The 14,681-nt window shown below is 63.1% G+C and carries 13 protein-coding genes; 5 read left to right on the forward strand and 8 right to left on the reverse strand.

Going from position 1 to position 14,681, the window contains the following annotated elements:
• Window positions 1-12: 12 nt before the first annotated feature.
• Window positions 13-1,854 (reverse strand): dihydroxy-acid dehydratase, encoded by a 1,842-nt coding sequence (ilvD, locus tag NPS47_RS18290; protein ID WP_157194591.1) that lies wholly within the window; start codon window positions 1,852-1,854, stop codon window positions 13-15.
• Window positions 1,855-2,378: 524 nt separating this feature from the next.
• Between ilvD and mgtE the strand changes: the two genes are divergently transcribed.
• Window positions 2,379-3,437 carry a magnesium transporter gene (gene mgtE, locus NPS47_RS18295; protein ID WP_274296211.1) on the forward strand — a complete coding sequence of 353 codons (1,059 nt, stop codon included), beginning with the start codon at window positions 2,379-2,381 and terminating at the stop codon, window positions 3,435-3,437.
• A gap of 190 nt (window positions 3,438-3,627) precedes the next feature.
• Here mgtE and NPS47_RS18300 read toward each other — a convergent pair whose 3' ends face one another.
• Window positions 3,628-4,824, reverse strand: a complete 1,197-nt coding sequence (locus NPS47_RS18300; protein ID WP_274296212.1) for a class I SAM-dependent rRNA methyltransferase — start codon at window positions 4,822-4,824, stop codon at window positions 3,628-3,630.
• 207 nt (window positions 4,825-5,031) lie between these two features.
• Between NPS47_RS18300 and NPS47_RS18305 the strand changes: the two genes are divergently transcribed.
• Together NPS47_RS18305 and mutM are read left to right on the forward strand one after the other, a co-directional pair.
• A complete protein-coding gene (locus NPS47_RS18305) occupies window positions 5,032-5,844 on the forward strand; it encodes an HDOD domain-containing protein (protein ID WP_274296223.1) in 813 nt (270 codons plus the stop codon).
• Window positions 5,845-5,847: 3 nt separating this feature from the next.
• Window positions 5,848-6,660, forward strand: coding sequence for a bifunctional DNA-formamidopyrimidine glycosylase/DNA-(apurinic or apyrimidinic site) lyase (gene mutM / locus NPS47_RS18310; RefSeq protein ID WP_274296213.1), 813 nt, complete (start codon window positions 5,848-5,850; stop codon window positions 6,658-6,660).
• A 6-nt stretch (window positions 6,661-6,666) separates the two neighbouring features.
• Here the strand turns inward: mutM and ggt are convergent, their stop codons facing one another.
• The 6 genes from ggt to NPS47_RS18340 all read right to left on the reverse strand — a co-directional run bounded on the left by ggt (window position 6,667) and on the right by NPS47_RS18340 (window position 12,925).
• The gene (gene ggt, locus NPS47_RS18315) at window positions 6,667-8,355 is read right to left on the reverse strand and encodes a gamma-glutamyltransferase (protein WP_274296214.1); all 1,689 of its coding nucleotides are present in this window, start codon (window positions 8,353-8,355) and stop codon (window positions 6,667-6,669) included.
• On the reverse strand, window positions 8,355-8,606 hold the full coding sequence (locus tag NPS47_RS18320) for a YfhL family 4Fe-4S dicluster ferredoxin (protein ID WP_010222176.1): 252 nt from the start codon (window positions 8,604-8,606) through the stop codon (window positions 8,355-8,357). Before NPS47_RS18320 ends, ggt begins: the two co-directional genes overlap by 1 nt.
• Window positions 8,607-8,714: 108 nt before the next feature.
• Window positions 8,715-9,194 carry a pantetheine-phosphate adenylyltransferase gene (gene coaD / locus NPS47_RS18325; RefSeq protein ID WP_274296215.1) on the reverse strand — a complete coding sequence of 160 codons (480 nt, stop codon included), beginning with the start codon at window positions 9,192-9,194 and terminating at the stop codon, window positions 8,715-8,717.
• Window positions 9,195-9,306: 112 nt separating this feature from the next.
• Complete coding sequence (locus tag NPS47_RS18330) at window positions 9,307-10,905, reverse strand: GMC family oxidoreductase (protein ID WP_274296216.1); 1,599 nt, start codon at window positions 10,903-10,905, stop codon at window positions 9,307-9,309.
• 28 nt (window positions 10,906-10,933) lie between these two features.
• Window positions 10,934-11,467: a twin-arginine translocation pathway signal protein gene (locus NPS47_RS18335; protein ID WP_274296217.1), complete on the reverse strand. Its 534-nt coding sequence runs from the start codon at window positions 11,465-11,467 to the stop codon at window positions 10,934-10,936.
• A 24-nt stretch (window positions 11,468-11,491) separates the two neighbouring features.
• A complete protein-coding gene (locus tag NPS47_RS18340) occupies window positions 11,492-12,925 on the reverse strand; it encodes a coniferyl aldehyde dehydrogenase (protein WP_274296218.1) in 1,434 nt (477 codons plus the stop codon).
• A gap of 147 nt (window positions 12,926-13,072) precedes the next feature.
• Here NPS47_RS18340 and NPS47_RS18345 point away from each other — a divergent pair, with 147 nt between their 5' ends.
• Together NPS47_RS18345 and NPS47_RS18350 are read left to right on the forward strand one after the other, a co-directional pair.
• A complete protein-coding gene (locus NPS47_RS18345; RefSeq protein ID WP_274296219.1) occupies window positions 13,073-13,738 on the forward strand; it encodes a TetR/AcrR family transcriptional regulator in 666 nt (221 codons plus the stop codon).
• 40 nt (window positions 13,739-13,778) lie between these two features.
• Window positions 13,779-14,633, forward strand: coding sequence for a sulfurtransferase (locus tag NPS47_RS18350; protein ID WP_274296220.1), 855 nt, complete (start codon window positions 13,779-13,781; stop codon window positions 14,631-14,633).
• Window positions 14,634-14,681: the final 48 nt, after the last annotated feature.

The raw sequence follows: 14,681 nt of genomic DNA on the forward strand, positions 1-14,681 counted from the left end.
TTGCCGCGTGACTTACAGCCCGTCGAGCAACGCCTTGTTGCGTACCGCGCCCTTGTCGGCGCTGGTGGCCAGCAGGGCGTAGGCTTTCAGTGCGGTGGTCACTTTACGTGGACGCACTTCCACCGGCTTCCAGCCCTTCTTGTCCTGCTCAACACGACGTGCCGCCAACTCTTCATCGCTGACCAGCAGGTTGATCGAGCGGTTCGGGATGTCGATCAGTACCTTGTCACCATCCTGCACCAGGCCGATGGCGCCGCCGGCAGCCGCTTCAGGCGAAGCGTGGCCGATGGACAGGCCCGAAGTGCCGCCGGAGAAACGACCGTCGGTGAGCAGCGCGCAGGCTTTGCCCAGGCCTTTGGACTTCAGGTAGGAGGTCGGGTAGAGCATTTCCTGCATGCCCGGGCCGCCTTTCGGGCCTTCGTAGCGAATGATGACGATGTCGCCTTCCTTCACTTCGTCGGCAAGAATGCCGCGCACGGCGCTGTCCTGGCTTTCGAAGATTTTCGCGTTGCCTTCGAACACATGGATCGACTCGTCGACACCCGCGGTCTTCACCACGCAACCGTCCAGGGCGATGTTGCCGTACAGCACGGCCAGGCCGCCTTCTTGCGAGTAGGCGTGCTCGACACTGCGGATGCAGCCGTTTTCACGGTCGTCGTCCAGGGTTTCCCAGCGGGTCGACTGGCTGAACGCGGTCTGGGTCGGGATACCGGCCGGGCCGGCCTTGAAGAAGTGGTGCACCGCGGCGTCGTCGGTCTGGGTGATGTCCCACTTGGCGATGGCTTCTTCCATGCTCGGGCTGTGCACGGTCGGCAGGTCGGTGTGCAGCAGGCCGCCACGGGCCAGCGAGCCGAGGATGCTGAAGATGCCGCCAGCGCGGTGGACGTCTTCCATGTGGTACTTCTGGATGTTTGGCGCGACCTTGCACAGCTGCGGCACTTTGCGCGACAGGCGATCGATATCGCGCAGGTCGAAATCGATCTCGGCTTCCTGAGCGGCGGCCAGCAGATGGAGGATGGTGTTGGTCGAGCCGCCCATGGCGATGTCGAGCATCATGGCGTTTTCGAACGCCTTGAAGTTGGCAATGTTACGCGGCAGCACGCTCTGGTCGTTGTCGCCGTAGTAACGCTTGCACAGCTCGACGATGGTGCGTCCGGCCTGCAGGAACAGCTGTTCGCGGTCGCTGTGGGTGGCCAGGGTCGAACCGTTGCCCGGCAAGGCCAGGCCCAGGGCTTCGGTCAGGCAGTTCATCGAGTTGGCGGTGAACATGCCGGAGCAGGAACCGCAGGTCGGGCAGGCGCTGCGCTCGTATTCGGCGACCTTTTCATCGGAAGCGCTCGAGTCGGCGGCAATGACCATGGCGTCGACCAGGTCCAGACCATGGCTGGCCAGCTTGGTCTTGCCGGCTTCCATCGGTCCGCCGGAAACGAAGATCACCGGAATGTTCAGGCGCAGGGCGGCCATGAGCATGCCAGGGGTGATCTTGTCGCAGTTGGAGATGCAGACGATGGCGTCGGCGCAGTGGGCGTTGACCATGTACTCGACCGAGTCGGCGATGATCTCGCGGCTCGGCAGCGAATAGAGCATGCCGTCGTGGCCCATGGCGATGCCGTCGTCGACCGCGATGGTGTTGAATTCCTTGGCCACGCCACCGGCGCGTTCGATCTCGCGGGCGACCAGCTGGCCCAGGTCCTTCAGGTGCACATGCCCCGGGACGAACTGGGTGAACGAGTTGGCGATGGCGATGATCGGTTTTTTGAAATCTTCGTCTTTCATCCCGGTGGCGCGCCACAAAGCGCGTGCGCCGGCCATGTTGCGGCCGTGGGTGGACGTTTTCGAGCGGTAATCAGGCATGAAGCACTCCTGGCGGCTAATCAGGTAACAAAAAGGGGAGTGAGCTTCTCTTGTCCTTTGCACCGAAGGCAGGTGGCCGCTGGTACGGATGAAGCCGAGATCGCCGCGGGATCGCCGTGCGCTCGGCCAGAGCTCATAAACCCGCCGGGGATGACTGGCGATGAATAGCCCGATTCTACACCGCTGGCGCCGCGAAGGAATGGCGTTGTAGATGGTTGGTGGCGTTCGGCGGCGCTATTGCTCTGCGAATGGTCTGTCAGACCGCTTGTAAGCCTGACTGTAGGAGCATTCTGAAATGCCGCGAAAGCCCGGAAAAACGGCTGTTCGCGCTTGCCGAACTGGCTATCATCCCCGCGCCGCATGTGCGGCTTACGAGACGACACCCTTAATGGACCTTCCCAGTTTCAGTTCATCGCGAACCTACATTCTGGCACTGAACGCAGTGGCGTCAGGGCTGCCCGTTAGCTGACCGACAGCCTTGCCGGTCGGCCTCCAGGCACCTGCGCTGCTGCCTGGAGATCGATATGACCACGATTCACCAAGCAAACCCGGGCGGATTGGCCTTGCCCCGTGAGCAAGCCCAGGCCCGTCGCGACGACCTGCTGCAGGCCGGGCGCTACCCTGCAGGGACTGCAGGAGCGCTGATGAGCAGCCACTACTCGTGTATCTGCAGCGGCCTGAGCGCAAGCCAGGCCATCGACATGCTGCGCCGCGAAGCCGCCGATGCCGAAACCATCTATCAATCCTATGTGCTCGACGAGCAAGGCAACTTGCTTGGCACGCTGTCGCTGCGTGAGCTGATTCTGGCTACTCCTGAGCTGCCGGTGGAACAACTGATGGTGCGTCCGGTGCTAAGCGTCAGTACTGTCACTTCCCAGGAAGAAGTGGCCAGGCGAATCAGTGAGCACGACCTGCTGGCGTTGCCGGTGCTGGACAGCAGCGGGCGTCTGGTGGGCATTGTCACCTGTGACGATGCCATGGACGTAGTGGTCGAGGAGGCCACCGAGGATTTTCACAAGGGCGCCTTGATCGGTACCCATCTGGGCAATCTGAAGACCGCGACGGTGGGTTTGCTCTATCGCAAACGCGTGCTGTGGCTGGTGCTGCTGGTGTTCGGCAACCTGTTTTCCGGCGCGGGTATCGCCGCTTTCGAAGACACCATCGCTGCGCATATCGCCCTGGTGTTTTTCCTGCCTTTGCTGGTGGATAGCGGCGGTAATGCCGGCGCCCAGTCGGCAACCTTGATGGTCCGCGCGCTCGCCACGGGTGAAGTGGTCATGCGTGACTGGCTGAGCTTGCTCGGACGTGAATGCGGCGTGGCGTTGGCCCTGGGGGGCACCATGGCGGTTGCGGTGGCGTCGTTGGGGGTATTGCGCGGTGGTCCGGATATCGCCCTGATCGTTGCCAGCAGCATGCTGGTCATCGTTCTGCTCGGTAGCCTGATCGGCATGAGCCTGCCGTTTCTGCTCAGCCGCATGAAGCTTGACCCGGCCACTGCCAGCGGGCCTTTGGTGACGTCGATTGCCGATGCCGCCGGGGTGCTGGTGTATTTCGGGATTGCTTCGCAGGTGTTGGATATCTGAGTGCCCATCGCGGGGCAAGCCCGCTCCCACCGGCTGGATCAACCTGTGGGAGCCAGCCTTGCTGGCGATGCCCGGCGTAGCCGGGCCAGGGCCGCTACGCGCCCCATCGCCGGCAAGGCCGGCTCCCACAAATAAGCAGGTGACAGCCAGTTGCTCACACAGTGGGAGCGGGCTTGCCCCGCGATGTACCTTAACTGTTAGGCAGCAGTCGGCAAGTAATGCTCTTGATGTAACGGGTTTCCGGGATCGCCGGGTGGACCGGGTGATCCGGGCCCTGGCCGCCGCGTTCGAGCAGCTGGATGTTGCGGTCCAGGTGGCGGGCGCTGGTCAGCAGGATGTTCTGCAGATCATCCTCGGGCAGGTGCATAGAGCACGAAGCGCTGACCAGAATGCCGTCCTTGGTCAGCAGGCGCATGGCCTGTTCGTTCAGGCGACGATAAGCGCCCTCACCGTTTTTCAGGTCTTTCTTGCGCTTGATGAAGGCGGGCGGGTCGGCAACGATCACGTCGAAACGCTCTTCGGACGCTTTCAGCTCCTTCAGCGCTTCAAACACGTCGCCTTCAATGCAGGTGAGCTTCTCGGCAATGCCGTTGAGCGCGGCGTTGCGCTCCACGCCATCGAGGGCAAAGCCCGAGGCGTCGACGCAGAACACTTCGCTGGCGCCGAAAGCACCGGCCTGCACACCCCAGCCACCGATGTAGCTGAACAGATCGAGGACGCGCTTGCCCTGAACGTACGGGGCCAGACGCGCGCGGTTCATGCGGTGGTCGTAGAACCAGCCGGTCTTCTGGCCTTCCATCACCGGCGCTTCGAATTTCACCCCGTTCTCTTCCAGGGCAACCCACTCCGGCACCAGGCCGAACACGGTTTCGACGTAACGGTTCAGGCCTTCGGCATCGCGGGCGGCCGAGTCGTTCTTGAACAGGATGCCGCTTGGCTTGAGCACCTGGACCAGGGCGGCGATGACGTCGTCCTTGTGCAGTTCCATGGTGGCCGAGGCCAGCTGAACGACCAGAATATCGCCAAAGCGATCGACGACCAGGCCCGGCAACAGGTCGGAATCGCCGTACACCAGGCGGTAGAACGGCTTGTCGAACAGGCGTTCACGCAGCGACAGGGCCACGTTGATGCGGTGCACCAGCAGCGACTTGTCCAGCGCCAGCTTTGCGTCACGCGACAGCAGGCGGGCGCAGATCAGGTTGTTCGGGCTCATGGCCACGACGCCCAGCGCCTTGCCGCCGGCGGTTTCCAGAATCGCCTGGTCACCGGCCTTGAAGCCATGCAGCGGGGTCGCGGCGACGTCGATTTCGTTGCTGTAAACCCACAGGTGGCCGGCGCGCAGGCGGCGGTCGGCATTGGCTTTGAGACGAAGGCTGGGCAGGGACATGACGTCGCTCCGGGAAAAAAGAGCGGGAGTATAACCTGATGCCTGTGGCGCTGATGGGAATAGCGACAAATTGCAACAGAGCAGGGGCCTTTCGCTTCACCCTTGGCCAGTACGATCGGGTTAGAATCGCCGCTCAGCCCCGAGTGTGTACTTATGTCCCAGGAACTCTCCGCCGAACAGATCCAGCACGCCTTGCAAGGCATCAGCGTGCCGCCGCAGCCGCAGATCATGGTCGATCTTCAGTTCGAGCAATACATGCCTGACCCCGACCTTGAGGTGATCGCCAAACTGATCGCCCAGGACCCGGGCCTGTCGGGCGCCTTGCTCAAGCTGGTCAACTCGCCGTATTACGGCCTGACCAACAAGATTGCTTCGATCCAGCGCGCGGTGAACCTGCTCGGCAGTCGTTCGATCATCAACCTGATCAACGCCCAGTCGATCAAGGGCGAGATGAGCGACGACACCATCGTCACCCTCAACCGTTTCTGGGATACCGCCCAGGATGTGGCCATGACCTGCCTGACCCTGGCCAAGCGCATCGGCTCGCAGGCGGTTGACGAGGCTTATGCCCTTGGCCTGTTCCACGACTGTGGCGTGCCGCTGATGCTCAAACGCTTTCCCGACTACATGGGCGTGCTCGAAGACGCCTACGCCAATGCGGGCGCCGACAAACGGGTGGTCGACACCGAAAACCAGGTGTTCAACACCAACCACGCGGTGGTTGGTTACTACACCGCCAAGTCCTGGCGCCTGCCCGAGCACCTGAGCAATGCCATCGCCAACCACCACAATGCCCTGGCGGTGTTCAGCGATGATTCGGCGCGTAACTGCCAGCTGAAGAACCTGCTGGCGATCCTCAAGATGGCCGAGCACATCTGCTCGTCGTACCGGGTGCTGGGCAATCAGAGCGTCGACCACGAGTGGAATGCCGTTGGGCACCTGGTGCTCGACTATGTGGGGCTTTCCGAGTACGACTTTGAGAACCTCAAGCAGACCATTCGCGAATTGGGCAGTCACTGATCCATGCCGGAACTACCAGAAGTCGAGACCACCCGGCGCGGTATCGCGCCTTACCTGGAAGGCCAGCGCGTCAACCGGGTGATCGTGCGCGACCGGCGCCTGCGCTGGCCGATTCCCGAGGACCTGGATATTCGTCTGTCCGGGCAGCGTTTCGTCAAGGTCGAGCGTCGCGCCAAGTACCTGCTGCTCAATGCCGAAGTCGGCACGCTGATCAGTCATCTGGGGATGTCCGGCAACCTGCGTCTGGTCGAGATCGGCTTGCCGGCCGCCAAGCATGAGCATGTGGATATCGAGCTGGAGTCGGGCCTGGCCTTGCGCTATACCGACCCGCGCCGTTTTGGCGCGATGCTCTGGAGCCTCGATCCGCTTAACCATGAGCTGTTGATCAAGCTGGGCCCGGAGCCGATGACCGACCTGTTCGACGGCGAGCGCCTGTTCAAGCTGTCGCGGGGCAAGTCCATGGCGGTCAAGCCGTTCATCATGGACAACGCGGTGGTGGTCGGGGTCGGCAACATCTATGCGACCGAGGCGCTGTTTGCCGCAGGCATCGATCCGCGCCGCGAAGCCGGGAGCATTTCACGGGCGCGCTACCTGAAGCTGGCGATCGAGATCAAACGCATCCTCGCCTGCGCGATCGAGCGCGGTGGTACCACCTTGCGCGACTTTGTCGGCGGTGATGGCCAGCCGGGCTATTTCCAGCAGGAGCTGTTCGTCTACGGCCGCCGGGAAGAGCCCTGCAAGGTCTGCGGCAGCATCCTGCGCGAGGTCAAGCTCGGCCAGCGCGCCAGCGTGTTCTGCCCGCGCTGCCAGAAGTGAAGGTGCTCAGCGCGGGCTGAGCACGTCGGCGGCACCCACGCCACGCGGGTCGCTGGCGGCTTCCAGGGTCTGCCTGGACTTATCCCAGTACAACACTTGCTGATTGCCGTAAGTGCGGCCCAAATCCTTGAGCGTGTAGCCGCGTGCCTGTAGTTCACGCTGCTGTTCGGCGCTGAACGCCCCCGGTTCGTGCTCGACCACATCCGGCAGGTACTGGTGGTGATAACGCGGTACCGCGGGCCAGTTGGCGACCGGCTTGCCTTCGAGAAAGCCCAGCATCGACAGCAACACCATGCTCGGAATCCGGCTGCCGCCCGGTGTGCCGAAGGCGGCGAACTGTGTCGGGCTCTCGATGAAACTCGGGCTCATGCTCGACAGCGGCCGTTTGCCGGCCGCCACGGCATTGGCCTGGCTGCCGGCCAGGCCGTAACTGTTGCTGCCACGTGGGTCGGCGGCAAAGTCGTCCATTTCGTTGTTCAACACCACGCCGGTGCCAGGTGCGCTGAACGCTGCGCCGAAGGGCAGGTTGACCGACAGCGTCGCGGCCACGGCGTTGCCGTCGGCGTCGATCACCGCGAAGTGGGTGGTGTGGTCGCCTTCACGCCAGGCCGGGGCGGGCGGCAGACTGCTGCTGGGCGTGGCCTGATGCACGTCGATGCTGTCGGCAAGGCGGGTCAGGTAATTGCGTGCCAGCAGTTGCGGCAGCGGGTTGGCGACGTAATCCGGATCGCCGAGCAGGCCGCGGTCGCGGTAGGCGCGACGCAGCACTTCCAGTACGTAATGGCTGCGTTGCACCGGCTCGGCGCTCTGCCAGGGCAGGCGCTGCAGCATCGCCAGGCTCTGGGCCAGGGCCACGCCGCCGGCTGAAGGCGGTGGGGCGCTGATCAGTTCGCGCTGGTCAGCCAGCTGGTAGCGCAACGGTTCGCGTTTGGCCGTGCGGTAGTTGGCCAGGTCATCCAGGCTCCAGATTCCGCCTGCGGCCTGCACGCCCTGCACCATGGCCTGGGCGGTCGGGCCTGCGTAGAAACCCTCGCGGCCCTGGTTGGCCAGGCGCTCGAGGGTAATGGCCAGTTCGGGCTGGCGGATCTGTGTGCCGAGGGCCGGTACTTCACCGTTCTGGAGGAACAGCCGGGCGCTTTCCGGGTCGTCGCGCAGGGCGCTCAAGCGCATCTGGGCCCGGTCGCGGTAAATGCGGTCGACGGCAAAACCCTGGTTGGCCAGGCGAATAGCTGGGGCCAGGGTGTTTTTCAGCGGCAGTTTGCCGTACTGCGCGGCGAGGTCCGCCAGCGCTGCCGGCAAGCCGGGAATCGCAGCTGCCAGCGGGCCGTTGATGGACAGGCCAGGCTGAACCTTGCCGTCCTTCAGGTACATGGCTTCGCTGGCTTTGCCCGGCGCGCGCTCGCGGGCGTCGATAAACGCATAACGTGCAGGCGTGTCGCCTTCGCGCAGGAGGAAGAATCCACCGCCACCGAGTCCTGAACCATAAGGCTCGACGACCGCCAGTGCGGCGCTGACGGCAATGGCCGCATCGAAGGCATTACCGCCTTGCTCAAGGATTTCCCGCGCAGCAGCCGTGGCTTCGGCATGCGGGCTGGCAATCGCCGCACGTCCCGGGCCTTGTGCCAGGGCGCTGGCCGTTGCCAGCGCCAGGACGGTGCCAAGAAGCAGAGGCGCGAGACGGGCGACGAACGGCATCAGGCCTTGCCGGTGATTCGGCGGTATTTTTCCATCAACTGCTCTTCAGTTTCCGGATGGGCTTCATCCAGCGGGATGCAGTCAACCGGGCAGACTTGCTGGCACTGTGGCTCGTCATAGTGGCCGACGCACTGGGTGCACAGGTTCGGGTCGATCACGTAGATCTCTTCGCCCTGGGAAATAGCGGCGTTCGGGCACTCGGGTTCGCAGACGTCGCAATTGATGCAATCGTCGGTGATGATCAGGGACATGGGGACTCCGGCCCGGGCTCAGAACCCGGGCATTTGAAAACCAATGGACACAATTGTGCCGCATTAGCGCCCGCAGTGCACGCGGGCGCCGTGGTCAAATCACCGATGTCACTTCTTGAAGCGTTCGGTCAGGGCCTCGGCGACGATCGGATGGACGAATTTGCTGATGTCGCCACCCAGTGCCGCAATTTCCCGGACCAGGGTCGAGGAAATGAACGAATAACGCTCGGAAGGGGTCAGGAACAGGCTTTCGACGTCCGGTGCCAGCTGGCGGTTCATGTTCGCCAGCTGGAACTCGTACTCGAAGTCCGAGACGGCCCGCAGGCCGCGCAGGAACACATTGGCCTGCTGTTCCTTGGCAAAGTGCGCGAGCAAGGATGAGAAGCCGATGACTTCGACATTGGGCAGGTGCTTGGTGACCTCACGAGCCAGTTCCACCCGTTGTTCCAGCGGGAACAGCGGGTTTTTCTTGGGGCTGGCGGCGACCGCAATGATCACCTGGTCGAACAGCCGTGAGGCACGCTCGACCAGATCGCCATGGCCCTTGGTAATAGGGTCGAAAGTACCTGGGTACAACACTCGGTTCATCGCGTCGTCCTGGCAGGAGTGCGTTGGGGAATCGGATGGTATCGCAGCAGTGGCAGTCGGCCAAGTCGCCTGCGCACGCTGAAGGCACTATAGACAGGCTGTCCATTTGTTGTCATCTCCCGGCACCCAGGCGCTCGATCAGGCCATCGGTGAGCCGCGCCGTGAGGCCGTACACCGACAATTGCGGGTTGGCGCCGATGCTGGTGGGGAACAGTGAACCGTCGTGGATCGACAGGTTGGCCAGCTGATGATGGCGTCCCAGACTGTCGCAGACCGCCTGGCGCGGGTCTTCGCCCATGGCGCAACCGCCCATGACGTGGGCGCTGCCCAGGCGTGTGCGGAACAGCTCAAGGCTCAGGCCGTCGATCAATTGCCGGGCCTCGCCCAGGGTTTTCACGTGGCGGCTATCGCTGTGCAGCGGCAATACCGCCTCGGCACCGGCGGCGAACTGGATCTCCGCCATGCTGTGGAAGGCACGGCGTACGCCGTCCCAGGCGTAGGGCGAAACCTGATAATCGAGTACCGGCGCGCCATCGCCGCGCAGCTGGACTTCACCGCCGATGCTGTCCGGGTGAAAGCCGTCACGCAGCAGCGCGAGCATCACGTGGGTGTTGGGCAGTTGCTCCATGCGCATGGCATTTTCAGTGCCGAAGCTGCCCAGCAGGGTGCTGGCTAGCGCCGGGTGCAGCGGCGGGACTTCGAGTTTGTAACCGATCGGCCCGCTGACGCCGTCGCGCCACTGGAAGTGGTCGGAGTAGATCGACTGCGGCGCGCCGTAGAACGGGTTGACCTTGTCCTTGAACAGCCCGGCGCTGAAGTTGACCAGGTGCAGAAAGGTGCGCTTGCCCAGGCGTTCATGCGGGTCCGGGGCATCCGAGCGTAGCAGCAGGCCCGGGCTGTTGATCCCGCCACCGGCGAGGATGTAGTGGCGCGCCTTGACCTGGATCTTGCGCCCGGTCGGGTTCACACAGCGCTCATCCAGCGCCAGGCATTGCAGGCTGCTGATGTGCTCGCCGTCATGGATCAAGCGTTCGGCGCGGGCCAGATAAAGCAGCTCGCCGCCTTTTTCCAGGGTGGCGGGAATGCTGGTGACCAGCATCGATTGCTTGGCATTGACCGGGCAGCCCATGCCGCAGTAACCCAGGTTCCAGCAGCCGCGCACGTTGCGTGGAATGACTTTCCAGCTGTAATCGAGGGCTGTGCAGCCGCGCTTGAGCACCTCGTTGTTGGCATTCGGCGGCATCACCCAGGGGGCGATGCCCAGGCGCTGCTCCATGCGTTCGAACCAGGGTGCCAGTTCGGCGCTGCTCAGGCCTTTGACCCCGTGTTCGCTGGCCCAGTGCTGCAAGGTCGGCTCGGGGGTGCGAAAGCTCGAGGTCCAGTTGATCAGGGTGGTGCCGCCCACTGCGCGGCCCTGCAGGATGGTGATGGCGCCATCCTTGCTCATGCGGCCGATGCCTTCCTGATAGAGGTTGGCGTAGGCCTGGTCTTCGAGCAGGTGAAAGTCGCTGCTGGTCTTGAGCGGGCCCTCTTCGATCAGCAGCACCTTGAAACCAGCGGCGCTGAGCAGTTCGGCACTGGTGGCGCCACCGGCACCGCTGCCGATGATGACGATATCGGTTTCCAGGCTCAGGTCCTGGTCCAGGCGCGAGGCGTCACGGGCTTTCCAGCCGCGGCCAAGGCCTTCGCGAAACAGGTCGGGTACGGGCATCTTCAGCCTCTTGTCGTTATCGGATGATTCAGATCTTGGGTGGGCCTGGGTAGCCGCAATGGGCCCAGGACTGCGGCATCTCGTACCAGGCCATCTGCAACAGCTGCAGCAGGGAGGCGTGGCCCATGCGCAGCAGATTCAGCGAACTGTTCTCCCAGCGCTGCAAAAAGGCCTGGATGTGTTCAACGCTGGCGTTTTCCCAGCTGCCCCAGATACCGGTCAGCGGCCCTCGGGTCACCGGCAGGGCGAGTACATCGAACAGTTGCAGGGTCAACTTGAGCATGGCCGGGGACAAGCTGGCGAGCTTGTTGTCCAGCCGTTGCAGTACGGCTTCAAGGTGTTCGGCGGCGGTTGTACCGGCAAGAATGACCGGGATCAGGCTGCGCAGAATCGGCAGGTCGCTCTGGCGCAGGCTGATGAAACCGCTGGCCGGCGTTTGCGCCGAGCATCCGGTGAGGCTGGCGCCCAACCCGGCGGTGGCCAGGAAGGCACTGGCGCCGAGGCTGAACTTTAGCAGCCCGCGGCGGCTCAGGGCGGGTGTTGCAGGCAGACTTGTAGTCATTGTTGTTATGCCTGGTCGGGGGTGTTAGCGGATGAAGAGTTTGTACACCAGCTTGCTCAAGGCCTTGCCATAGGGCGGGTAGATCAACCGTGCGGCGTTGAAGCGCTGCTTGGCGAACACCGCCTTGGCCTTGCTGAAGGTCAAGAAGCCCTCGTGGCCGTGGTAGTGGCCCATGCCGGAAGGGCCGACGCCACCGAACGGCAGGTCGTCCTGAGCCACGTGCAGCAAGGTATCGTTGAGGCAGACGCCGCCGGAGTGGGTCTGTTCCAGGACTCTCTGCTGCTCGGCCCGGTTGTAGCCAAAGTAGTAGAGCGCCAGGGGACGCGGACGCTGATTAATGTACGAAAGTGCCTGATCAAGGCTGTCGTAGGGCACCAGCGGCAGCAGCGGGCCGAAGATTTCGTCCTGCATCACACGCATCTGGTCATTCACCTGCAGCAGCAGGTGAGGTGGCAAGCGCCGACCTTGGCGTGCTTCCTGCGGGTACAGGTCAACGATCTTCGCGCCCTTGTCGCGGGCATCGCTCAGGTAGCTTTCCAGGCGCGCCAGGTGACGCGGGTTGATGATCGCGCTGTAGTCCGGGTTGTCTGCCACGCGTGGGTAAAAGCGATGAACCACGTTGCGGTAGGCGGTGGCGAAGTCGTCCAGGCGTTCGCGTGGCACCAGTACGTAGTCCGGCGCCACACAGGTCTGTCCGGCATTCAGGGTCTTGCCGAAGGCAATGCGTTCGGCGGCGTCGGCCAAAGGCACGCTGGCCGAAACGATGGCCGGCGATTTACCGCCCAGCTCCAGGGTCACCGGGGTCAGGTTCTGTGCCGCCGCCAGCATCACATGACGGCCGACACTGGTGGCACCGGTGAACAACAGATGATCGAAGGGCAGGCGCGAGAAGGCTTCGCCGACATCGGCTTCGCCCAGCGCGACGCTGACCAGGTCTTCGGGGAATACCGATTGCAGCAGTTGCTTGAGCAGCAGGCCGGTCGCCGGTGTGGCTTCGCTGAGTTTGAGCATCACCCGGTTACCAGCGGCCAGGGCACCGGTCAACGGGCCGATGGCGAGGAACAGCGGGTAGTTCCACGGCACGATGATCCCGACCACGCCCAGCGGCTGATACAGCACCTTGGCGCTGGCCGGCTGGAAGGCCAGGCCGACCTTGCGCGGTGAGGCCTTCATCCACTGTTTGAGATGGCGTTCGGCATGGTGCAGGCCCTGGATGCTCGGCATCAGCTCGGCCAGGCGGGTTTCGTCGGCACTGCGGCCGCTGAAGTCTTCGCTGATGGCTGCGATCAGTTCGTCCTGATGGGCGAGCAGCAACTGGCGCAGGCTCTTCAGCCATTGCCGGCGTTGGGCCAACGGCGGCATGGGGTTTCCGGCAAACGACTGGCGCTGGGCGTTGAACTGGTCGTTCAGGTCATCAACGGCAGTCGCAGGCAAAAGACGAGCAGCATCGGCAGTCATGCGAAACTCCACGGCAGTGTTTTTCTAGAGCTTATACTCTATTCTGAGTGTTTTGCGATCCTTTTTTAACCCCAGGCAGGTACATCCACCTTCGGATAAACCGTAAGATGGACCTATTCAATCAAAGCCCGGTCTCTGGAGCTGATCATGGCCCCGCGTATCAAGACCCGCGAACGCATCGTGCAGAACAGCCTGGAGCTGTTCAACCAGCAGGGCGAGCGCAGTGTCAGCACCAACCACATCGCCGCCCATATGGAGATTTCCCCGGGCAACCTGTACTACCACTTCGCCAACAAACAGGAAATCATCGCGGTGCTCTTCACCCAGTATGAAGAGCAGGTCGAAAGCTTTCTGCGCCCGCCGCAAGGGCGGCCCTCGACGGTCGAAGACAAGCGCTTCTATCTCAAGGAGCTGTTGGCGGCTATGTGGGACTATCGCTTTTTGCATCGCGACCTTGAGCACCTGCTCGACAGTGACAAGGAGCTGGCGGCGCGCTACCGGCGATTTTCCCAGCGTTGCCTGATCCAAGGCCAGGCGATTTACCGCGGCTTCGTCGAAGCCGGGATCGTGCAGATGGATGCCGTGCAGATCGAGTCGCTGACCCTCAACGCCTGGATCGTGCTGACTTCCTGGGTACGCTTTCTGTGTACCACCCGGGAAAATTCGGCGCATTTGAGCGAGGATGCCTTCAAGCGCGGCATCTATCAGGTGCTGGTCCTTGAACTTGGCTTTGTCACCGCCCAGGCCCGCCCGGCGGTGGATGCCCTGTGTCAGGAATTCTACGTTTCGCTTAACCAGGCACTGGAGCAATAAGCGCCCAGGCCGTATCCGTTCAATCGTTCAGGAGACTGTCATGCCCCTCGCGCAACTGATCACCGCCCAGCAATTGGCCGACCGCCTGGAGGCGCCGGCGCTGGTGATACTCGATTGCCGCTTTGCCCTGGAAGACATCGATTATGGCCAGCGCAGCTATGCCGAGGGGCATATTGCCGGAGCGCATTTCGCCGACCTTGAACGCGACCTGAGCGGCCCGGTGATCAAGGGTGTGACCGGGCGTCATCCGTTGCCGGATCCGCAGCACCTGATCGAGCGTCTGCGCGCCTGGGGAATCAACAACGACAGCGAGATCGTGCTTTATGACGATGGTCCTGGTGCATTTGCTGCCCGCGCCTGGTGGCTGCTGGCCTGGCTCGGCAAGCGCAGTGGGGTATCGATCCTCGATGGTGGCCTGAAGGCCTGGCATGCGGCCGGTTTGCCGTTGAGCCTGGATGCTGCGGCCAAGCGCGAGGGCAACTTCAGCGGCGAGCCTGATGCGGCGATGGTGCTTGACGCCGAACAACTGGGTGAACGACTCGGTCAGCCTGACCTGACCCTGATCGATGCCCGCGGCCTGCCACGTTTTCGCGGTGAGGTAGAGCCCATTGATCCGGTGGCCGGGCATATACCGGGGGCGCAATGTGCTGCATTCACCGACAACCTGGGGGCTGACGGGCGGTTTCTGCCGGCGGCTCAACTCAAGAAGCGCTTTGCCGAGAAGCTGGGCAAGCGTTCGCCAGAGCAACTCGTGGCGTATTGCGGCTCTGGAGTGACGGCGTGCCATAACCTGTTTGCCCTGGCGTTGGCGGGGTATCCGCTGGGCAAGCTGTATGCGGGGTCGTGGAGCGAGTGGATTACCGATCCGCAGCGTCAGGTTGCCACGGGCGACTGACAGCATCGCGGGGCAAGCCCGCTCCCACAGGATGGATTAGCCTCTGCT

The organism is Pseudomonas putida, from assembly GCF_028682475.1.
GTDB lineage: Bacteria > Pseudomonadota > Gammaproteobacteria > Pseudomonadales > Pseudomonadaceae > Aquipseudomonas > Aquipseudomonas putida_AG.

Excerpts from the sequence above, each read along its gene's own strand:
- ilvD (WP_157194591.1), bottom strand. The coding sequence starts at position 1,854 with ATGCCTGATTACCGCTCGAAAACGTCCACCCACGGCCGCAACATGGCC.
- mgtE (WP_274296211.1), top strand. The coding sequence starts at position 2,379 with ATGACCACGATTCACCAAGCAAACCCGGGCGGATTGGCCTTGCCCCGT.
- NPS47_RS18300 (WP_274296212.1), bottom strand. The coding sequence starts at position 4,824 with ATGTCCCTGCCCAGCCTTCGTCTCAAAGCCAATGCCGACCGCCGCCTG.
- mutM (WP_274296213.1), top strand. The coding sequence starts at position 5,848 with ATGCCGGAACTACCAGAAGTCGAGACCACCCGGCGCGGTATCGCGCCT.
- ggt (WP_274296214.1), bottom strand. The coding sequence starts at position 8,355 with ATGCCGTTCGTCGCCCGTCTCGCGCCTCTGCTTCTTGGCACCGTCCTG.
- NPS47_RS18320 (WP_010222176.1), bottom strand. The coding sequence starts at position 8,606 with ATGTCCCTGATCATCACCGACGATTGCATCAATTGCGACGTCTGCGAA.
- coaD (WP_274296215.1), bottom strand. The coding sequence starts at position 9,194 with ATGAACCGAGTGTTGTACCCAGGTACTTTCGACCCTATTACCAAGGGC.
- NPS47_RS18330 (WP_274296216.1), bottom strand. The coding sequence starts at position 10,905 with ATGCCCGTACCCGACCTGTTTCGCGAAGGCCTTGGCCGCGGCTGGAAA.
- NPS47_RS18335 (WP_274296217.1), bottom strand. The coding sequence starts at position 11,467 with ATGACTACAAGTCTGCCTGCAACACCCGCCCTGAGCCGCCGCGGGCTG.
- NPS47_RS18340 (WP_274296218.1), bottom strand. The coding sequence starts at position 12,925 with ATGACTGCCGATGCTGCTCGTCTTTTGCCTGCGACTGCCGTTGATGAC.
- NPS47_RS18345 (WP_274296219.1), top strand. The coding sequence starts at position 13,073 with ATGGCCCCGCGTATCAAGACCCGCGAACGCATCGTGCAGAACAGCCTG.
- NPS47_RS18350 (WP_274296220.1), top strand. The coding sequence starts at position 13,779 with ATGCCCCTCGCGCAACTGATCACCGCCCAGCAATTGGCCGACCGCCTG.